We start from the raw sequence: 22,804 nt of genomic DNA, 5'->3' as shown, positions 1-22,804 counted from the left end.
GTGTAGAATGATTATAGCATTAAATCTTTTTAATGTCAAATACCAGTTTTTTTGAAGTTATCATTTATCTGTAAATTAATATTGTACATATTCATGATAAATATATACAATATTTATATTTACAAATATATTCTAGCATTATATCCTTAATATTATATTAAAACAAAATCAATTTCTGCTTTAGCTATGCTGACATTTGATACTTTGATATTTACTTTATCGCCAATTTTATAAATTTTTCTATTTCCTTGTCCGAGTAATTCTTTCTTTTCGTTGTCATATATATAAAAATCATCAATCATATTTGAAATATGAACCAATCCCTCTACAGTATTGTATAATTCAACAAAAATTCCAAAGCTTGTTACCCCAGAAATAACCCCTTCATACTCATCACCGATTTTATCTGACATATATTCAGCTATTTTTATTTTATTGGTTTCTCTTTCTACTTCATCTGCCACTCTTTCCATCTTAGAAGACTGTTCTGCAACTGCATCTGTTCTTTCAGCGAGCCTATTTATCTCATTTTGTGTGATATTACCCTTAATTTGATCTTTTATTATTCGATGTATTTGCAAATCAGGATATCTTCTTATTGGTGAAGTAAAATGGCAATAATATTTTGCAGCAAGCCCAAAGTGTGGAGAACTTTGAGGCGCATAAATTGCCTTGCTCAAGGATCTTAACATCATAGTATTTATTAAGGATTCTTCTTTTGTACCTTTAATTTTTAACAAAAGTTGCTGTAATTCCTTTGGATGAATATCTTGACTTCCTTTTAATGTATATCCTAAATTATGTACGAACTTTTCGAATTCATACATTTTCTCTTCTTTTGGTTCTTCATGAACTCTGTATACAAATGGTATGTTTAGCCAAAAGTAATGTTCTGCAATAGTTTCATTGCATGCTAACATAAACTCTTCTATCATTTTATTTGAAACTCTTCTTTCATACTTTGTTACATCTATTGCCTTGCCTTTTTCATCTGTTATTATCTTAGTTTCATCAAAATCAAAATCTATGCTACCTCTAACTTCTCTTTTTCTTCTCAATATTAAGCTTAATTCTTCCATTACTTTTAACATAGGCACTATTTTGCTATATTTATCACTTAATTCTTTATCATTATTTTCTAATATTTCTGAAACATCTGAATAAGTCATACGATAATGGTTTCTGATTATACTTTCAAAAATTTCATAATCAGTTACCTTACCTTCGTTGTTTATTGTCATTTCTACTGATAATGCTAACTTATCTTCATTAGGGTTTAAACTACATACTCCATTAGACAATTCTTTTGGGAGCATAGGTATAACTCTGTCGCTTAAATATATACTAGTAGCTCTTTTGAGAGCTTCTTTATCTAGTTTCCTATCTTCTTTGACATAATGGGTAACGTCAGCTATATATACTCCTAGTTTATATTCATTGTCATTTGTTTTTTCTGCATAAACAGCATCATCTAAATCCTTTGCATCAATTCCATCTATGGTTATAATACTAAGGTCTCTCAAATCTTTTCTTCTTTTTAATTCTTCTTCATGGATACCTTCGCTAGATACTCTTTTAGCTTCTTTAATTACTTCTTCTGGAAATTTCTGTCTAACTTTTTTGGCTAATAAAACAGCTTCTATATGTGTTAGTGTATCTTCGTTATCTCCTATTATATCTACTATTTTACCTTCAGGATTTTTCCTATTTACTGGCCATTCAGTAATTTTTACAGAAACTTTATTATTTGATTGAGCATTTCTAAATTCTTCTCTTGGAATAAATATATCATAGGAAATTCTTTTATCATCTGGTACTACAAAACCAAAATGTTTGCTTTTTTGGAATGTACCTATAACGAAGATATTTGCTCTTTCTATTATACGAATTACTTTTCCTTCGGGACTTTTTAAATCTTCTGAAGATTTCATAGGTCGAACAATAACACGATCTCCATTCATAGCTCCGTTCATATCTGTAGGAGAAATAAAGATATCTTGTAGTTCTTTATTATCCGGTCTTAAAAAAGCATAACCTTTTTGATGTCCTTCTAATGTTCCTAATACTAAATTCATTTTTTCTGGTATGCCATATCTCTTAGATCTTGTAAATATTATTTTACCTTCATCTTCTAACTCATTCAAAGTTTTTAATAATTCTTTTTTCATATTACCTTCAACTTCCATAGATTCTAACAATTCATTCAAAGTTAAAGGCTTATATGCTTCTTCTTTCATAAATGCTACTATTTTTTCTTTTATGTTCATTTTACCTTCCTCTATTTTTACTTATGTTTACCACTACTAGCCATTTTATTTAATAAATCAATATCATAGGAAACAGTATTTATATCCCTTTGATCTTGTTGTTTTATGGCAAACTCAATTATTTTTGTTATCATTTGAGTAAATGTTACCCCCATTCCTTCCCATAAATAAAATGCTATGGATCCAGGTATGGTATTGATTTCATTTACATAAATATTGTTACCATCATATAGAAAATCTATTCTTGCATTTCCACAGCAATCTATTGATTTAAAAGCAATCTTAGCGAGATTTTTAATTTCTTCTGTTACTTCATTATCTAAGTCTGCAGGAATTCTTCTTTTATCTCCTGACACACCTTTTGATTCATTTACATATTTATCTTCATATGTTAGAAATTCTTTCCATCCAATTGGTTCTTCACATAGGGAAGAAGTTAAGTCATTTTCAAAGCCCATAACAGCACAATTTATTTCTCTTGCATTCTCAATGCATTTTTCTACAATTACTTTTCTATCATATGCCATTGCAATTTCTAAACAATTAATAAGTTCCTCCTTATTAGCAGCTTTACTTATACCGATGCTAGAGCCTAAATTAGCAGGTTTAACTATCAACGGATAATCTATTTTTTCAATATCAGATAATATTTTTTCTCTATCATTTTCCCAGCTACTTCTATAGAACCATGTATAATTAACAACAGGTAAATTATAACTTTGGAAAACTTTTTTCATAATAACTTTATCCATTCCAACAGCTGAACTCAAAACAGAACCAAAGGCACATGGTACTTTATTCATTTGAAATATACCATGAAGTGCACCATCTTCTACATTTGTTCCATGAACTGCAGGAAATACTACATCAATCTCATAGGTATTATATTTTTTACAAAACAACCCTTGCTTTATATTAGGATGAGGATAGAGAATTAACTTTCCATTTTCAAATCCTAATAAAACCTCATAAGCATCTTCAAATTTCTTATTCTTAAAATTATTAATATCATGTAAGCTGTTACCAATAAACCATTTTCCGTCTTTCTGAATATATATAATTCTAGGGTCATACTTTTCTTTATTAATATTGTCTAATACTTGTAGTCCAGTTATTATTGATACTTCATGTTCTACAGTTTTTCCACCTATTATTATACCAACTGATGTTTTCATATTCCCTCCTATATTATAATACTTTTACCTTTTTATACTTCATTATATGTATCAGGTAAATCATTTTCAAATAGAACTACGTCATTGAATTTTGTTAAAGATTTAAGTACCTTACTAGCTTCATCTAATGAATTAACAACATACAGATTACTCATGTTAAAATCATGTTTTTGTAATCCTTTGAAAATTGGTTTTGTTCTTCTTTCTCCAATTAATATTGCAATATCACAAATCTTTGCAATACTTTCTCCAAATTTTTCGTTTTCTAATTCCTCTACTTCTCCCAGTTCTACCATTCCCGGTGTTACTATTATTTTTCTTTTATCGTTAAAGGAATCTATTACTTCTAAAGCAGTTTTTGCTCCATCAGGATTTGAATTAAATGCGTCATCGATTACTATAACGCCGGTACCCGGATCTATGAGTTGTAGTCTGTGTTCTATATTTTTTATCTTTGATATACCTTTTGATATTTCTTCTAAAGATAACCCTAATACTTTTGCTGTTGCAACTCCTGCAAGTATATTTAAAATATTGTGTCTTCCAAGAAGTTTTGTTTTACATTCTATATTGCCTAATCCACTTACACATAAAGTAAATGTAGAACCTTTGTTGCTAACTTTTATGTCCGTTGCAAATACATCAGTATCTTCAATATTGTCTATACCATATAATATTTTTTCTTTAAATGTTTTGTCTCCTAATTTTTTGACATAATCATTATCATAATTAAAAATAGCAATGCCGTTATCAGGTAATTCTTCTATAAGTTCATATTTAGTTCGCATAATATTATCAATAGATTTAAAAGTCTCTAAATGACATGGCCCAATAGAAGTTATTATCCCTATTGTTGGATTAGAAAGTTCTGCTACTTCTTTTATATCTCCTATTTGAGTAGCTCCTAATTCAGCAATGAATATATCATACTCGCCATTTAAATCGTTATTTATTACTTTACTAATTCCCATAGGAGTATTATAACTTTCCGGAGTATTTAATACTTTATATTTTTCATTAAGTATTGTTGCAGTAATAAATTTAGTACTTGTTTTACCATAACTACCTGTTATACCGATAGAAGTAATATTTTTCATTTCTCTAATTTTCCTTGAAGCAGCTGAGTAAAACTTATTATTAATCTTATTTTCTATAGGTTTTGCTATATAATTTGCAGCTATTATATAATACGAAGAAAAATAATAGATTATGGATAATAAGCCAGCAAATAGTATAAAATACAATATTAAATTTTTTGTTATTAATAAAACTAAAATTGTTGTACTTATTAAGTCTATCAAAACTAATAATAAAGTAATTCCAAACAAGCGTTTAGCTCTTCCTGTAAATACAAGTGGCTTCTTTACATCATATTTAGACCAAAATTCTAACCAAACATTTATAACTAATAAAATAATTATATTAATTAAATACATCAAAGAATAACCAAAAATATACTCGCTAGAATACTTAAATAATAGAAAAACAGAAAAAATTATTAAATTCGATATATATATCTTATCATATTTAGTATGTATTTTATTCTTGTTATTGTTTATCCATTCTATATATTTGTTGCTTTTATATCCAACTAATTGAATCATATGTAAACTATACTTCAACTTTAATGCACATAAAATCATCCAAAATACGACGAATAATAAAATTACTATTTTCATTTCTTCACTCCCTATATGTTGAAATCTTCTTTTAGGAAGACATTAATTACTGCTTTAAATTGGTCATAACAATCAATATATGAATAATGACCTGCATTTTTTAGTATAACTAACCCGCTATCTTCAATTTTTTGCTCCATTAATTTACCCATATATAGTGGAGTATCTTCATCATTCTCTCCCCATATTAAAAGTGTTGGTACCTTTATCATAGGTAATAATTCAATTAAGTTATCATTAACAACTTTAACTAAAGTTTTTCGCATTGTTCCCTGAGAATCTCTGTAATCAGCAGAGCCATATTTTTTATAGAACTTTTCCAATCTTTCTTCTTTATTTCCTTTTACAAATATAGTAAATACGTATTTTAATATCTTAAAACTATATACTTTAATATGATACTTAATATTCCTTTTAGGTATTAAACCTGCACTATCAATCAATACTAATTTTTTTATTAAATTATCATATTTACTTGATAATATTATAGAAATTCTTCCACCATGTGAATGTCCAATTAATATAATACCCTTAATATTTATTTCATTAACAAATTTTTTTATAAAATCAGCATAATCATAAGAATTCCATGGCATTTTTGGTATATCACTTTCACCAAACCCTGGTAAATCCAATGCAATAACTCTACATCTATCTTTTAAAATATTAAAAATAGGTAACATAGTTTGTATGCTTCCACCCCAACCATGGAGCAATAACACTGGCTTACCTATTCCTTCATCTATGTAGTTAATATTTAAATTTTTAATATTAATTTGCATTTATCATCATTTCCTTTCTTATTATGCATTAGTTGCTTAACTACAAAATGAGGTGAGCGAAATTGTTCATTTATTGTTCTTTTACTATTATATGTAAAACCATTAAAATGATTATACCATATTAGTAATTCTCACTGCAATAAAAAAGACTCCTCAAATGAGAAGTCTCTATTTTTAATATTTTAGAATAAATCTAGTAATATTCCACCATATTGTGCTATTGTAGGTCCAAATACAAGGGCTACTATAGTCATAAGTTTTATCAATATATTAATTGAAGGTCCTGAAGTATCTTTAAATGGATCTCCGACTGTATCTCCAACAACTGCTGCCTTATGAGCTTCACTACCTTTTCCACCATGCTTACCTGATTCAATGAATTTTTTAGCATTATCCCAAGCTCCACCTGCATTTGACATCATGATAGCCATAAGTACTCCTGTTACTAAACCCCCAGCTAATAATCCACCAAGAGCTTCTACTCCAAGTAAAAATCCTACAATCAAAGGAACTACAACTGCTAAAAGACCTGGAATAATCATTTCTCTTAATGCAGCAGCTGTACTTATGTCAACACAAGTTTTATAATCAGGTTGTTCTGTTCCCTTCATTATACCAGGCATTTCTTTGAACTGTCTTCTTACTTCTTCAATCATTGCAAATGCTGCTTTACCAACTGCACTCATAGTGATTGCTGAGAATAAGAATGGTAACATACCACCTATAAATAATCCTGCTATAACAGTTGGTTCAGTTAAACTAATTGATGTTATTCCAACAACTTGAGTATAAGATGCAAATAATGCTAGAGCTGTTAAAGCTGCTGAACCTATTGCGAATCCTTTACCAATAGCTGCTGTTGTATTTCCAACTGAGTCAAGTTTATCTGTTATTTCTCTAACTTCATGAGGTAATTCACACATTTCTGCTATACCACCAGCATTATCAGCTATAGGACCGTACGCATCAACAGCTACAGTCATACCTGCAGTTGATAACATACCTACAGCAGCAAGTGCTATACCATATAACCCTTGAACTGAGTCCATTGAGCCACCAGAATAACCTGCTACATAATACGCACCTATAATACCAATAGCTAATACTACTATTGGATAAGCAGTTGATTGCATACCAACTGACAAACCACTAATAATTGTTGTAGCAGCTCCTGTTTCAGATTGATCAGCGATTCCTTGAACTGGTTTATATTCATCAGCTGTATAATATTCTGTGATTTTTGCTATTATTAAACCAACAGCTAAACCTAATACAATTGCTCCAAATGGTCTTATATCTCCCAATAAAGATCTACTTAAGAAAAACGCTGCAATTACTACTATTAACGAACTTACATATGTACCTGCATCTAATGATTTCTGAGGATTTCCACCTTCTTTACCTTTAACAAAAAGTGTTCCTAATATAGAAGCAAGTATTCCAACTGCTGCTAATGAAAGTGCAAACAATACACCTCTGCCACCCTCTGGAAATGCTATTAATCCAAGTGTTATTGCAGAAACTATTGAACCAACATATGATTCAAATAAATCTGCTCCCATTCCTGCTACATCACCTACGTTATCACCTACGTTATCAGCTATAACTGCAGGATTTCTTGGATCATCTTCAGGAATTCCAGCTTCTACTTTACCAACTAAATCAGCTCCTACGTCAGCTGCCTTTGTATAGATACCACCGCCAACACGTGCAAATAATGCTATTGAAGAAGCACCTAAACTAAATCCTGTCAAGTAACTAGCTTCACCAAATACAATCCATAAAGCTCCAACTCCTAACAAGCCAAGACCAACAACTACCATTCCCATTACAGCACCACCTGAGAATGCTATTTCTAATGCTTTATTCATTCCTGATTCTCTTGCTGCATTAGCTGTTCTAACATTTGCTTTTGTAGCAACAGTCATTCCAAAATATCCAGCTAATGTTGAAAATATTGCTCCAACAGCAAAGGAAACAGCTGTTTGCCAGTTAATTCCAAATCCTAATATAAAAAATAATACGATTGCAAATATTGCTACTGACTTATATTCTCTTGTTAGAAAAGCCATTGCACCTTCATGAATGAATGAAGAAATTTCTTCCATTCTTTTAGTACCAGCATTTACTTTGTTAATGCTTACAGCTTTATAATAAGCATACAGCAATGCCAAAACTCCTACTATAGGAGCTATTATTAGTGTTCCCATTTAAATATTCCTCCATCGTTTAAAAAATTTAAAATTACATACTAATATATTCCAAAATACCATTAGGTTTTTTAGAATATAAAAATTATGATATATTATTATATCATTACCATTTTATAACAAATTATTACTAAATAGCTGTCAATATTAATGATGCAATTACAAAAATAATTGCTGAAACAGTTGTTGCTTTTTCTAACTTACCTTCAAAGCTTCTACTTTTATTTTTTCCCCAAATAGATTCAGCTCCACCAGCAATTTCTCCCATTCCCGCTGATTTACCAGATTGGAGTAATATACTTGCTATAAGTACTAAGCTTGCTATGATTAATATTATTCTAAAAAATACGTCCACTAGTCACACACCTCCTGTTACTATTTTCTCTGCATAACGGTTAGATTATATCACTAAATTTTTATGAAATCAATATATTTCATCAATAAACATTCAAAAATTAAGAATTTTAATAATATAAAAGAATTTAGATTATAACCTAAATTCTTTTATTAAATTATTTTATGTTATAAAATACTTCTAATCCATTATATTGAGCAGCTTCACCTAATAAATCTTCTAATCTCATTAATTGATTATATTTAGCTACTCGATCTATTCTAGAAGGAGCTCCAGTTTTAATTTGTCCTGCATTTACTGCTAAAACTAAATCAGAAATAGTAGTATCATCTGTCTCGCCAGAACGATGTGATACAACAGCAGTATAACCAGCTCTTTTAGCCATTTCTATTGCATCTAATGTTTCTGTTATAGTTCCAATTTGATTTAATTTTATCAATATTGAATTTGCAACCGAAAGGTTAATTCCTCTTTTAAGTCTTTCTGTATTAGTAACAAACAAGTCATCTCCAACTAGCTGAACTTTATTTCCCAATTTTTCTGTGAGCATTTTCCAGCCATCCCAATCTTCTTCATCCATTCCATCTTCAATAGAAATAATTGGATATTTATTAACTAAATCTACATAAAAATCTACTATTTCAGATTGTGTAAATTGTCTTCCTTCACCTTCTAAACTATACAATTTAGACTCTGAATTGTATAGTTCTGATGCTGCAACATCAAGGGCTAACATTACATCTTTACCTGGTACATAACCAGCCTTTTCTATTGCTTCTACTATAGTAGATAAAGCTTCTTCGTTAGAAGTAAGATTTGGAGCAAATCCTCCTTCATCACCTACTGCAGTATTTAGTCCCTTACCTTTCAATACATTTTTTAAGCTATGAAATATTTCAGTTCCCATTCTTAAAGCTTCTTTAAAGCAACATGCCCCTACCGGCATAACCATAAATTCTTGAATATCAACATTGTTATCTGCATGTTGCCCACCATTTAAAATATTCATCATTGGTACAGGAAGTGTTTTTCCATTGACACCACCTAAGTACTGATATAATGGTAACCCTAAAGTATTAGCTACTGCCTTAGCACATGCAATAGAAACACCTAGAATTGCATTTGCCCCTAGTTTACCTTTATTAGAAGTACCATCAAGATTAATTAACATTTTATCAATATTAACTTGTTCTAATGCATTTCTTCCAATTAATTCAGGAGCAATAATGTTATTTACATTATCAACGGCCTGTAAAACTCCTTTACCAAGATATCTTGATTTATCTCCATCTCTTAATTCTACAGCTTCAAAAGCTCCAGTAGATGCTCCTGATGGAACACCAGCTCTACCATAACCTCCGCTTTCTGTCCATACCTCTACTTCTACAGTAGGATTACCTCTTGAATCTAAAATTTCTCTTGCATATACATCTGATATAATAGTCATACTTACCTCCGTTATATAATTTTTAATGACTAATTAAACTTTCTCCAGTCATTTCAACTGGTTTTTCCAAACCCATAATATCCAACATAGTAGGTGCAATATCTGCTAAAATACCCTCTCTAAGTTTAAATTTCTTATGGTTTTGAACAACAATAAATGGTACCTTATTAGTTGAATGTGCTGTTAATTTTGATAGTTTTGTTGGCTCCAACATTTCTTCACAATTACCGTGATCTGCAGTTATTAATGCAGCACCGTCTATTCTAATAATATAATTTACAATTTCACCAAGACATTTATCCACTGTTTCTACTGCTTTTATAGCAGCTTCAATATCCCCTGTATGACCTACCATATCAGGATTTGCAAAATTAATAATCATTACTTGGTAAATACCCTTTTCTAATTCATCCATAATTAATTCTTTTAATTCAAAAGCACTCATTTCAGGTTTTAAATCATAAGTTGGTACAGACGGTGATGGAATCAATACTCTTACTTCATTTTTAAAGGGTTCTTCAATTTCTCCATTAAGGAAATATGTTACATGGGCGTATTTTTCAGTTTCAGCTGCCCTTAGCTGTTTTAGGCCTAAGTTGCTTAAATATTCTCCCAAAGTATTTTTAACAAAATGTGGTTTAAATGCAATTTCAACATTATTAATAGTTTTATCATATTGAGTCATACATATAAATTTTATATTGATTTTTTGTCTTTCAAAATGCTCAAAACTATCATCAACAAATGCCCTTGTTAACTGTCTTGCCCTATCAGGTCTAAAGTTAAAGAATATTATTGCATCATTGTCCTTAATTGTACCTAGGTCTCCATTTTCCTTTTTTACTAACAATGGTTTAATGAATTCATCTGTAACATTGCTTAAAAAAGAGCTTTTGATAGCTTCTAATGGATTTTCGAATTTTTCACCGGCACCTTTAGTTAATGCATTATAAGCTAATTCAACTCTATCCCATTGTCTATTTCTATCCATAGCATAGTATCTACCCATAATTGTTCCAATATGACCTATACCTATTTCTTTTATCTTTTTTTGTAGCTCTTTTATATAATTTGGACTACTTGTAGGACCAACATCTCGGCCATCTGTTATACAATGTATTTCTAATTCTTCTATACCACTATTCTTTGCTAATTCCATTAAACTATACAAATGTGTATTATGACTATGTACTCCACCATCAGATAATAGACCTATAACATGAAGAGTTGAATTATTTTCTTTAACATAATTAATTGCGCTATTTAAAGCTTCATTATCTTTAAATTCACCATCTTCTATTGACTTTGTTATTCGCGTGAAATCTTGATATACAATTCTTCCTGCACCTATATTCAGATGTCCTACCTCGGAATTTCCCATTTGTCCTTTAGGTAGACCTACGTCATATCCACTTGAGGACAGTAATGTATTAGGATATTTTTTAATTAACAAATCAAAATTAGGTGTTTTTGCTCTTGTTATTGCGTTTCCTTCATAATCAGGACCAATGCCCCAACCATCCAGAACAATCAATGCTGTTACTTTGTCCATATATTATTCCTACTTTCCTATCGTACATTATTGTGCGCTGTTAATTATTTTATAAAAATCTTCTGCTTTTAGACTTGCACCGCCAATCAAAGCTCCATCTATATCATTTTGACTCAATATTTCATTTGCATTATTTACTTTTACACTACCCCCATATTGAATAATCATATTTTGGGATACTAACTCACCATAAAGTTCTGAAACAGTTTTTCTTATAAAAGATGCCATTTCATTAGCTTGATTACTCGTTGCATTTTTACCTGTTCCTATAGCCCAAATAGGTTCATATGCAATAATAACCTTAGCACTATCTTTATCGTTTATATCATTAAAAGCATTAGTAATTTGATTTTTTATTATTGATTTTTCAATACCCGATTCTCTTTGTCCTAATGTTTCTCCCACACATAAAATTGGCTTGATGCCATATTTAAGAGCTGCTTTAAGCTTTTTATTAATTAAATCATCAGTTTCATTAAACAATTGTCTTCTCTCAGAATGCCCAATAATAACATATTCAACACCAATATCATGTAACATCATAGGCGATACTTCTCCTGTATAAGCCCCCTTTTCTTCAAAATGCATATTTTGTGCACCTAATTTTATAACTGAATCATTAATAGAATTCTTTATAGAAAATAAAGCTGTAAAAGGTGGGCAAATCAAAATTTCCACATTTTTATTAAAATTTTTTGTCAATTGAATCAAATTATCAACTAATTCCATGCTTTCAGTCATATTATTATTCATTTTCCAATTTCCAGCTATTAAAGGTGTTCTCATATTAATCTCCTTATTTTATTACTAACTGCATCTATTCCTGGCAATATTTGTCCTTCTAAAAATTCTAGAGAAGCGCCACCACCTGTTGAAATATGCGTAATTTTATCACCAATACCAATTTTTTCAACAGCTGCAGCACTATCTCCTCCACCTATTATCGAGATTGCTTTTTCATTTGAAGCAATACAATTTGCTATCGAATTTGTACCTTTAGCAAAGTTATCCATTTCAAAAACCCCTAAAGGTCCATTCCAAATAATAGTTTTAGAATTACGTATAACATCACAATATAAATCTATTGTTTTTTCACCTATATCAAGTCCCATAAAATCAATAGGAATACTATCTGATTCAACTATATAAAATTCTGTCTCATTTTTAAATTCCTTTGCTACAACTGTGTCAATAGGTAAATAAAGTTTAACATTTTTCTCAATTGCTTTATTGATTAATTTCTTAGCTAAATCTACTTTATCTTTTTCCAACATGGATTTACCAATTTCATAGCCCTGAGCTTTAATAAAAGTATAAGCCATTCCACCGCCTATTAAAATATTATCTGCTATGTTTAATAGATTTTCAATTACTGCTATTTTATCAGATACTTTTGCTCCTCCTAGAATAGCTGTTAATGGTCTTTTAGGATTTGCTAATGCATTTCCCATAATTTCAATTTCTTTTTCAACTAAGAACCCTACAGCTGATGGTAAATATGTACTTACACCAACATTTGAAGAATGAGCTCTATGAGCAGTTCCAAAGGCATCATTAACAAAAATGTCTCCAAGTGAAGATAATTCCATTGCTAATTTATCCCCATTTTTTGTTTCTTCTTTTCTAAAACGTGTGTTTTGGAGCAACATAACATCCCCTGGGTTCATTTTATCTGCATCTTCCTTAACCTTGTCATTAACTACTTCATCAGTTTCTTCAAAAATAACCTTTTTACCTAATAATTCGCATAATTTTTTTGATACAGGTAATAAAGAATATTTTGGATTAGGTTCACCTTTTGGTCTACCAAGATGAGAAATCAAAATTACTGATGCACCATTTTTTAATAAATAATTAATTGTAGGTAAAGAACTTACGATTCTTATATCGTCAGTGATATTTCCATCATTATCAAGAGGAACATTAAAATCACATCTAACCAATACCTTCTTGTTTCTCACATCAATATCTTTTAAAGTTTGTTTGTTCATGTAACCCTCCGATTCAATAATCGATGAGCTATAGCTGGATTACATAGCTATTGCTCATCAATCAAAATTAATTAATTTATTTCATTGAACCCCAATATTTAGCTGTTCTTATTAATTGGGATGTAAAGGACATTTCATTATCATACCAAGCTATAAGCTTAATTAATTGTTTCCCATCTGATTCAAGGACACTAGTAGATAATGAATCGAATACACAACCAAAATTACTTCCTATTACATCTCCTGAAACTATAGGATCTTCAGTATATCCTAAAGTTTCATTAGATGCTGCTTTTATAGCTGCATTAACTTCTTCTATAGTAACATTTTTCTTAAGCTCTACAACCAAATCAACGACAGAACCAGTTAATGTAGGAACTCTAAGAGCCATACCATCTAATTTACCCTTTAATTCAGGAAGTACTATTCCAACTGATTTTGCAGCACCTGTTGATGCAGGAATTATATTAGCTGCCGCTGCACGTCCTCTTCTTGATTCAATACCTTTTTTGTGGGAATTGTCATGAATATTTTGATCGTTTGTATAAGCATGTACAGTTGTCATCAATCCTTTTACTATACCAAATTCATTATTAATTGCTTGAGCTAAAGGAGCTAAACAATTAGTAGTACAAGAAGCTGCTGAAATAACTGTTTCATTTCCATCAAGAATATTATGATTAACATTGAATACTACAGTTTTTAAATCGCCTTTACCTGGTGCTGAAAGTAAAACTTTCTTTGCCCCTGCTTTTATATGAGCTTCTGCTTTATCTTTTTCGTTAAATTTTCCAGTACAATCAATAACTAAGTCAATTTTAAGATCCTTCCAATTACAATTTTCAGGTTCTCTAATTCTAGAAGTTATGATTTCTTTACCATCAACAATCAATTTGTCGTCCTTATGAGAAACTTTATCAATCATAAAATTTCCATGGGCTGTGTCATATTTTAGTAAATATGAAAGTGTTTTGGCATCTGAGTTAGTATTAATTGCTACTACCTCAAAGTCATCATCTAGAACCATCTTTCTAAGTGCTAATCTCCCAATTCTTCCAAATCCATTAATTGCTACTCTAATCATGTTATCCTCCTATAGATTATATATTTTATTATATCATAATTTCGGAAATTAATGAAATTTCCAATTTTAAATTATCTATAACTCTAAAATCTTTTTTGCAGCACTTTCATCTGTAACGAGAATATAGTCATTATAGAACTTCGAAACTGCATAAATTGCTTCTGCTTTAGAGCTGCCAGCAGCTACTCCAACAACATTGCTAATTTCTTTTAAATTTTCTAGTGTTATACCTACTGAATTTGTCTGCATTTTCATTTTTCCATTATAATCAAAATAATATCCAAATGCTTCTGCAACTAAATTATCTTTTTTAATCTTTTCAAAAACTGGTTTATCTGCTTTACGACGTACAGCCATATCATAAGCATTTCCTAATCCAAACACTAATAAGTTAATTTTCTTTATATCCGATAATACATCACTAATTATTCTATTATTTTTAAGAACATTAAGCTCATCAAAATCCAAATTATCAGGTATATGTAATAATTTATATTCAGAATTAATTTTTTTTGCCAATGTAGCTGCAATTGTATTAGACTGAATTTCTAAATCCTCACTTAAGCCTCCTCTAGCTGGCAAAACTAAAAGATTTCTTATTCCCTTTTTCTTTTTCATTTGTTTTACAACGCAAGCCATCGTAGTTCCACCGGTTATTCCAAGGACTGTATCGTTTTTTATATATTCAACAACAATTTCTGCAGCCTTTTTACCTAGGGCGTCAAAAGCAAAATTATCCTTTTCTACATTACCAGATACAACTGCAACTCTTCTAATTCCTAATTTTTCCTTTAATTTCAATTCAATTTCGGATAAATTCTTAATAGAATAAAAGGTGTTTTGAACTTCTGAAAGAGTTACTTTCCCTTCTTCAGTTAATTCTACTCCTGTAGATAAAATACGTACCAAGTCTAACTCTTTTAATTTATCAATTTCTGTTCGTATTGTTCTTTCTGTTGTCCCGATTTTTTTAGATATTGCTCTTCTGCCAATAGGATATGAAATACTTATAATTTTAAGAATCTCATATCTTGTCATAAAAGCATCTACAGTTTCAGGCACTATACGTCTTTGTATTTCAAGCATTTTATTAATTTTCATAATCACCTCCGGGCGTTTAGTGTCCCTGTTGTACGTTTTGCGTCCCTGTGTTTTTATTTTATCATATTTAATTTTTAATGCAATACCTTTTTGTTATTTTTTTGAAATTTTAGATTTATTTAATCTTATAAATATATAGATTTGCTTCGAAAGGATATGTGTTATACTTTATTTAAATAGGATGTGTTATTTATTTGATATGCAGAATTATAACATACTGATTATCTAATGTATAGTATTTTTTAAAAAAATACAAAAAATAAAAGGAATAGATTTTATCCCTTTTATTTTAATTATTTAATATAAATGACAAGCAATTTTATGTTTTATATTTGATTGCTCTATTGATTTCAATTTTGGTATTTCTTTATAGCAAATTGGTTTTGCATAATTACATCTTTCAACAAATCTACAACATTCTTTCGGATTAATTGGACTAGGAATTTCTCCCTTAAGTTTTATTCTTTCTTTAGTTTTCGACTTGTTTGGATCTGCTTCAGGAATGGCAGATAATAGAGCTTTAGTATATGGATGTAATGGATTTTTATATAGCTCATTTGCTTCTGCCTCTTCTGCTATTATACCAAGATACATTACTATTACTTTATCTGAAATATATTTTACAACACTTAAATCATGAGCTATAAATAAAAATGTCAGTCCTCTTTCTTTTTGTAGCTTCTTTAGCATATTTAAAACTTGTGCTTGTATAGATACATCTAGTGCTGAAATTGGCTCATCACATACTATAAATTTTGGATTTACAGATAATGCTCTTGCAATACCTATACGTTGTCTTTGTCCTCCAGAAAATTCATGTGGGAATCTAGACATATGATCTCTATTTAATCCAACCGTTTTTAATAAGTCTTCTATTTTTAGATCTAATTCTTTAACTGATATTTTTTCATGAAGTCTTATGCCTTCTCCTACAATATCTTTTACAGTCATTCTTGGATTCAAAGATGAATATGGATTTTGAAAAATCATTTGTGTATTTCTACAATACTCTAATTTTTCTTCTTTATTAGTTGCATTAAATATATCATTATCTTTATATAATATTTTTCCTTTAGTCGGATTATATAATTTTACAATACATCTACCAGTTGTGGATTTCCCACAACCTGATTCTCCTACTAATCCTACAGTTTCTCCTTCATAGATATTAAATGAAACATCATCCACTGCCATTAATGTTTCTTTTTTGCTAACTTGAAAATATTTACATAAATTCTTTACTTGTACTAGAGGTTTTCTTTCATTTGTCATTTAGTTCACCCCTCTTGATTGTTTTTTACATGGGAGTATTACATTCTTTGCGTATTCATGTTGCAACCAACACATTGTTGAATGTTCTTCTTTTATCAAATATTCTAGAGGCATTTTACTATAACAAATTTCCATTGCATAATCACATCTTGCCGCAAAGGGGCATCCTAAAGGTGGCGAAAACAAATCTGGAGGTGTTCCCTCTATAGGTTCTAGTTCTTCACTTTTTTCTATATCCAAACTTGCGATAGAACATAAAAGACCAGATGTATAGGGATGTTTTGTATTATAGAATATATCATCAACCATTCCTCTTTCTAAAATTTTCCCTCCATACATAACAAAAACTCTATCGCACATTTTTGCTATAACACCTAAATCATGAGTTATTAATATAATTGATGTTTTAAATTTTTTCTGTAAATCTTTCAACAAATCAAGTATTTGTGCTTCTATAGTAACATCTAAAGATGTTGTTGGCTCATCAGCTATAATAATACTTGGATTTCCTATGAGAGCTATTGCAATCATTACTCTTTGTTTCATTCCTCCACTTAGTTCATGAGGATACTGATTATATCTTCTCTCACCATCAGATATTCCAACTAACTTTAAAATTTCCAAAGCTTTTTCTTTTAATTCTTTTTTGTTATATAGTTTTCTTTGAACAAATATTTCTTCAATTTGTTTCCCTATTTTCATTGTAGGATTTAATGACGTCATTGGATCTTGAAATATAAATCCTATTTCTACGCCTCTAATCTTTCTCATTTCTTGTTCAGTCATTGTTATTATTTCTTTACCTTTATATTTAATTGAGCCTTCTTTAAAAAAACCTGGTGGTTCAGGATTGAGTTTTAATATACATTGAGCCGTTACACTTTTTCCACAACCTGATTCTCCCACTATACCAATAATCTCGCCCTCATTTATATCTAGACTTACTCCTCTAACTGATTTAACTATACCACCATAAGTATTAAAATAAAAATTCAAATCTTTAATTTCAAGTATCTTATCCATAATTTCACTTCCTTATTTATTCAGTACCTCTAAGTTTAGGATCTAATGCATCTCTCATCCCATCACCTAAAAGATTTAATGCCAGCATTGTAGTTGATATAAAAAATGATGGAATAAATAATTGATATGGATAAATCCTCAGCATTTTAATACCGGATTTTGCCAAAATACCCCAACTACATTCTGGAGGAGCTATACCAAGGCCGATATAACTTAAAAAAGCTTCATTGAATATTGCCTTTGGCACTGCCATAGTTAAATTTGTAATTATTAATCCCATTACATTTGGAATTATATGTTTAACAATAATAGAAATATTAGACACTCCAAGAACCTTTGCAGCTGCAACAAAATCCTGCTCTTTAAGCTTTAACATTTCTCCTCTTACAAATCTTGCCGTACCAATCCAACCAACTATTACCATTGCTATAATCAGTGAAGTAATACCTGGCCCTAATACAACCATAACTAGTATTGAAACTATTATATAAGGAATACCATACATTACATCTATTATTCTCATTAAAACTAAATCTAATGTTCCTCCATAGTAACCTGATATTCCACCTACCAATCCTCCTATAACTGTATTTAATATAGTAGAAATAAATCCTATTGCCAATGAGACTCTAGCACCTCTCCAAGTTCTAGTCCACAAATCTCTCCCAAGTTCGTCTGTACCAAACCAATGTTCTTTTGATATAGTTTGATTCATTCTTGATGAATCAATACCTGTATAATCGTATTTACTGATAATCGGACCAAAGATAGCTAAAATTATGTATAGTACTATCAATATCAAACCTGCGAAAGCAACTTTATTTTTCTTTATTCTTCTCCAAGTATCTTTCCAATAGGTAAGATTAGGTCTCGATATGGCTTCCATTTTCTCTATATTTTTACCGACAGTCTTAAATTGTGATTCTTCTATATTTTCATTTATATCGTAAATTTCCATATTTAGCCTACCTTCCTGATACTCTAATTCTTGGGTCTATTAATCCATACAAAATATCTACTATCATATTTGCTATTACTAAAAAAATCCCATAGAAAATTGTCATTCCTAATATAAGTGAATAATCAGCATTTTGTACACTTTGAACATAATATTTACCCATGCCAGGTATTGCAAATATAGACTCAATTACAAATGTACCTGTTAATACGGCAGCTACAGTTGGTCCTAAAACTGTAACTACAGGTAAAATGGAATTTCTAATTTGATGTTTATAGATTATTCTTAATCTAGAAATTCCTTTAGATTTAGCTGTTTTAATATAATCTTGCTGTACTACTTCTAACATACTAGCTCTCATAAGTCTTGATACCATAGCTAAAGTATAGAATCCTAGAGCTATTGAAGGTAGTATTGTATACTCTATACCCATGTATTGGGCAACTGGAAACAATCCCCATTTTATACCAAAAAAATACTGCAGCAAGGCGCCAATTATAAAATCAGGAACAGATGTACCTATAATGGCTATTATTATACAAATAAAATCTAGTGTCCTTCCTCTATTTAATGCAGCAATTATTCCAAAGACTAGTCCTAAAGCTATAGAAAATGATAGTGCTCTCATACCTAAATCAAAAGAATAGGGAAATGCATCAGCAATTATTTTATTAACAGATTGATTTACATATTTAATAGAATGTCCAAAATCACCTTGAGCAATATTTTTCATATAAGTAAAATACTGTACAATTAAAGGCTTATCAAAGCCATAATATCTTTCAAGATTTGCTCTTATTTCAGGTGTTAATTTTTCACTTACAAAAGGATCCCCTGGCATTAATCTTACTAAAATAAAAACTACTGTTGCTAATACCCATATTGTTATAAGTGAAATTCCTAACCTTTTTAATATATATTTTACCACTTTATCACCTCAAATTTTTAATAACAGTTTGAAGTTATTACGTAAGCAATTACTTCAAACTGTTTTAACAAGGGGGGGGTATTAAAGGATAATTAACTCTCTTGTTGAATTAGTTAAACTTTCGTTAGAATCTTGCATTATTAAAATTTGGTCTTCTATTCTTACTCCACCCCAATTTGGAATATAAATTCCAGGCTCAATTGTAATTACATTATTTCTCATTAATACTTCAGTAGAATTTGGGCCCATAAATGGTTTTTCATGAACAAATAATCCTATACCATGACCAATACCATTATAATGATATTCATAGTATTTTGTATCTTTTATTGCTTTTACAGAAGCATTATAAACATCAACAGCGGGAGTCCCAGCAATCATAGTTTTAGTTGCATCTTCTAACATTTTCTTTTCTAGTTCGTATACTTCTTTTTGCTCTGGTGTTGGTATTCCGACTATAACTGTTCTCGTCATATCAGATAAGTATCCATTGAAACCACAACCATAGTCCATAAGTACAAAATCTCCATATTCTATCGTTTTATTAGACGGAATCCCATGTAATAATGATGTTCTCTTTCCTGAAATTAATATATTTCCATATGGTTTTGTATCTGCACCTTCCATTACCATATAATGTGATAATTTAGATGCCAATTCTTTTTCTGTTATACCGACCCGTATATCCCTTATTATTTTATCAAAAGCACGATCAGCAATTTGACATGCAACTCTTAAGTTGTAAATTTCTTCTTTCGTTTTAATAGCTCTAAATTCTTCTACTATTCCAGTTATTGGAATTGCTTCTGCATTTATTCCTTCAGATAATTCTTTATACAAATTAAAACTTAACGAATCTCCTTCAAAGGCAAAGTTTTTAAGTTTTAACTTTTCTATTATATACCTTACTGCTGCAATAATGTTTTTTCCATAACTACGCCAATTGACAACATTATAGCTTGGACATTCTTGCTGCACCTGTTCAGTATATCTTGGATCAGTAATAAAAAACTTATCTTTTTCAGTTATTAATAAACAAGAATCGTCTCCTGTATATTTACTAATATATCTTACGTTTTGTGGTTTAGTAATAATAAAACCATCTATATTTCTTTTAGATAAAAAATTATGAACATTATTTATCATGTCTATATCTCCTTAATTTCATTAATAACTAATCATTATTAATGAAAAATAGTTCATTGTTATTTTAATACTAAATTCGCAAAAGATGATTCCATATTCAAGAAATCATCTTTTAACATTAAATAGTACTTAAAAAACTATTCTTCTATATCAGCATAAATATAGTCATAGTTTATACCAACAAAATAAGTCTCAAAACCCTTAACCTTAGGATTAACAAGCATAGCATTTCTTCTCAATTGAAGTGGTACAATAGCTCCGTCTTCTAATAAAGTTTTTTCAGCATTAAATAATGCATCCATCCTTTCTTGAGGATTAGTATTACTTAAAGCTTCTTTAATATATCCATCATATATTTCACTACTATATGAGCCGTGATTATATGGAGAATCTGTAGGCCATAATTCCAAATATGACATAGGGTCAGGATAATCAGGTACCCATCCTGTTACTACCATTTCAAATTCATGATCAGATTCCATTTGTAATCTCTGTTTATATGGAACCTGTCTTATATTTACCTTAATTCCTAAAGCAGTTTGTATTTGGTTTTGCAATACTTCAGCTTCTATTCTTGTACGCTCCTGATCAGTAGTTAATAATTCAACTTCAATATCAGAGGGATTAGTTGCTCCAAGTTCTATCATAGCCTTTGATAAATGTTCCTTGGCTAAATCTATATCTCCTTTAACAGGAAATGCTTCATAAGGATATTCTTCTCCATATTCTCCATTAACTCCATTAACTTGAGGTAAAACATACCTAGTATTTGGTAGATACATATTTTGTGTAGTTAAAAGTATGTAATCTTCTCTATTAAGAGAATAATTTATAGCCAATCTTAAATCTTTATTACTAAGTTCACTACTTCCATCCATATTAAGTTTTATGAAGTCGTTTGCACCATCAAAGTAGTATTCTACTTTATCTTCATAATTTGCCAAGACTTCTGCAGGAATATTAACTTGATCCAATTCTCCTTGTTCAAACATTGCTACTGCTGTCATTGGATCAGCAACAGTTAATATATGAACTTCATCTAATTTAATTGCTTCAGCATTCCAATAATTCGGATTCTTTTCAAGTATTATTCTATCCTCGTGTTTCCAATCCTTTACAATGAATGGACCACTATATACATTTTTTTCAGCATCTGCAGAAAAGTCTTTACCATATTGTTCTACAATATCCTGTCTCACAGGACACAATTGAGACATTGAAAGCATACTTAAAAAATATCCTGTTGGATTATTAAGTTCAATAGTTAAAGTCTTTTCATCAATTGCATTAACACCTAGTTCCTCTACAGGCATATTTCCTGCGTTTATATCCCCTGCATTTTTTATTAGTGAAGTGACTAAAAACGAATAATCACTTGCTGTTTCAGGGTCCACAAGCCTTCTTAATGCATACTCATAATCCTGTGCTTTTATCTCTACACCATCACTCCATTGAGCATCTCTTAAATAAAATGTATATATTTTCCCATCTTCTGAAATTTCATAATCCTTAGCCATACCAGGTTGTATTTCACCAACATGATTTCTCATTAAACCTTCATAAATATGAAAACCAACTGTAGAACTTGGAATCGAATTCATTAACTGCGGGTCTAACGTTGGTGCATCTGCAATCAATGAATATCTAAGTATTTTCTTTTCTGTTGTTTCAGACTCATTTACATCGGTTGTTACTTCTTCTTCGTCAATAGGTGCTACATTGTCACTTTGACCAGGGGTTGTACATGATGTCAATAAAAAAATCATAACCATAGTAAGCAATAACGTTTTCCTTAGTTTCATAATATACACCTCATAATTTTTTTTATTAAATA

18 protein-coding genes are annotated in these 22,804 nt (G+C 30.0%); all 18 read right to left on the bottom strand.

Going from position 1 to position 22,804, the window contains the following annotated elements; translation table 11 throughout:
* Positions 1 to 152: 152 nt before the first annotated feature.
* The 18 genes from rnr to U8307_RS13925 all read right to left on the bottom strand — a co-directional run bounded on the left by rnr (position 153) and on the right by U8307_RS13925 (position 22,772).
* Positions 153 to 2,267 (bottom strand): ribonuclease R, encoded by a 2,115-nt coding sequence (gene rnr / locus U8307_RS14010; RefSeq protein WP_326908839.1) that lies wholly within the window; start codon positions 2,265 to 2,267, stop codon positions 153 to 155.
* 17 nt (positions 2,268 to 2,284) lie between these two features.
* The gene (locus tag U8307_RS14005; protein WP_326908837.1) at positions 2,285 to 3,442 is read right to left on the bottom strand and encodes a D-alanine--D-alanine ligase family protein; all 1,158 of its coding nucleotides are present in this window, start codon (positions 3,440 to 3,442) and stop codon (positions 2,285 to 2,287) included.
* 32 nt (positions 3,443 to 3,474) lie between these two features.
* Positions 3,475 to 5,121: a UDP-N-acetylmuramoyl-tripeptide--D-alanyl-D-alanine ligase gene (locus U8307_RS14000; protein WP_326908835.1), complete on the bottom strand. Its 1,647-nt coding sequence runs from the start codon at positions 5,119 to 5,121 to the stop codon at positions 3,475 to 3,477.
* A gap of 11 nt (positions 5,122 to 5,132) precedes the next feature.
* Positions 5,133 to 5,903 carry an alpha/beta fold hydrolase gene (locus tag U8307_RS13995; protein WP_326908833.1) on the bottom strand — a complete coding sequence of 257 codons (771 nt, stop codon included), beginning with the start codon at positions 5,901 to 5,903 and terminating at the stop codon, positions 5,133 to 5,135.
* A 182-nt stretch (positions 5,904 to 6,085) separates the two neighbouring features.
* The gene (locus U8307_RS13990) at positions 6,086 to 8,113 is read right to left on the bottom strand and encodes a sodium-translocating pyrophosphatase (protein WP_326908831.1); all 2,028 of its coding nucleotides are present in this window, start codon (positions 8,111 to 8,113) and stop codon (positions 6,086 to 6,088) included.
* Between the two features lie 130 nt (positions 8,114 to 8,243).
* Positions 8,244 to 8,468, bottom strand: a complete 225-nt coding sequence (secG, locus tag U8307_RS13985) for a preprotein translocase subunit SecG (protein ID WP_326908829.1) — start codon at positions 8,466 to 8,468, stop codon at positions 8,244 to 8,246.
* A gap of 157 nt (positions 8,469 to 8,625) precedes the next feature.
* Positions 8,626 to 9,915, bottom strand: a complete 1,290-nt coding sequence (gene eno / locus U8307_RS13980; RefSeq protein WP_326908827.1) for a phosphopyruvate hydratase — start codon at positions 9,913 to 9,915, stop codon at positions 8,626 to 8,628.
* Positions 9,916 to 9,937: 22 nt separating this feature from the next.
* Positions 9,938 to 11,467 (bottom strand): 2,3-bisphosphoglycerate-independent phosphoglycerate mutase, encoded by a 1,530-nt coding sequence (gene gpmI, locus U8307_RS13975; protein WP_326908825.1) that lies wholly within the window; start codon positions 11,465 to 11,467, stop codon positions 9,938 to 9,940.
* 27 nt (positions 11,468 to 11,494) lie between these two features.
* On the bottom strand, positions 11,495 to 12,253 hold the full coding sequence (tpiA, locus tag U8307_RS13970) for a triose-phosphate isomerase (RefSeq protein ID WP_326908823.1): 759 nt from the start codon (positions 12,251 to 12,253) through the stop codon (positions 11,495 to 11,497).
* Positions 12,250 to 13,458 carry a phosphoglycerate kinase gene (locus U8307_RS13965; protein ID WP_326908821.1) on the bottom strand — a complete coding sequence of 403 codons (1,209 nt, stop codon included), beginning with the start codon at positions 13,456 to 13,458 and terminating at the stop codon, positions 12,250 to 12,252. The genes tpiA and U8307_RS13965 overlap by 4 nt, the downstream gene beginning before the upstream one ends.
* Positions 13,459 to 13,534: 76 nt before the next feature.
* Positions 13,535 to 14,542: a type I glyceraldehyde-3-phosphate dehydrogenase gene (gap, locus tag U8307_RS13960; RefSeq protein ID WP_326908819.1), complete on the bottom strand. Its 1,008-nt coding sequence runs from the start codon at positions 14,540 to 14,542 to the stop codon at positions 13,535 to 13,537.
* 75 nt (positions 14,543 to 14,617) lie between these two features.
* A complete protein-coding gene (locus U8307_RS13955) occupies positions 14,618 to 15,643 on the bottom strand; it encodes a sugar-binding transcriptional regulator (RefSeq protein WP_326908817.1) in 1,026 nt (341 codons plus the stop codon).
* Positions 15,644 to 15,940: 297 nt separating this feature from the next.
* Positions 15,941 to 16,915, bottom strand: coding sequence for an ABC transporter ATP-binding protein (locus U8307_RS13950; RefSeq protein WP_326908815.1), 975 nt, complete (start codon positions 16,913 to 16,915; stop codon positions 15,941 to 15,943).
* Entirely contained in the window at positions 16,916 to 17,938 is a 1,023-nt protein-coding gene (locus U8307_RS13945; protein WP_326908813.1) for an ABC transporter ATP-binding protein, read from the bottom strand.
* A 16-nt stretch (positions 17,939 to 17,954) separates the two neighbouring features.
* Positions 17,955 to 18,896: an ABC transporter permease gene (locus tag U8307_RS13940; RefSeq protein WP_326908811.1), complete on the bottom strand. Its 942-nt coding sequence runs from the start codon at positions 18,894 to 18,896 to the stop codon at positions 17,955 to 17,957.
* 7 nt (positions 18,897 to 18,903) lie between these two features.
* Positions 18,904 to 19,824: an ABC transporter permease gene (locus U8307_RS13935; protein WP_326908809.1), complete on the bottom strand. Its 921-nt coding sequence runs from the start codon at positions 19,822 to 19,824 to the stop codon at positions 18,904 to 18,906.
* An 81-nt stretch (positions 19,825 to 19,905) separates the two neighbouring features.
* Entirely contained in the window at positions 19,906 to 20,970 is a 1,065-nt protein-coding gene (locus U8307_RS13930; protein WP_326908807.1) for a Xaa-Pro peptidase family protein, read from the bottom strand.
* Positions 20,971 to 21,107: 137 nt separating this feature from the next.
* The gene (locus U8307_RS13925) at positions 21,108 to 22,772 is read right to left on the bottom strand and encodes a peptide ABC transporter substrate-binding protein (RefSeq protein WP_326908805.1); all 1,665 of its coding nucleotides are present in this window, start codon (positions 22,770 to 22,772) and stop codon (positions 21,108 to 21,110) included.
* Positions 22,773 to 22,804 lie beyond the last annotated feature (32 nt).

The sequence above is a fragment of the Sedimentibacter sp. MB31-C6 genome, assembly GCF_035934735.1.
GTDB lineage: Bacteria > Bacillota > Clostridia > Tissierellales > Sedimentibacteraceae > Sedimentibacter.
Note: the sequence above shows the minus strand (reverse complement) of the source record. Positions and strands in the feature narration are given on the sequence as shown.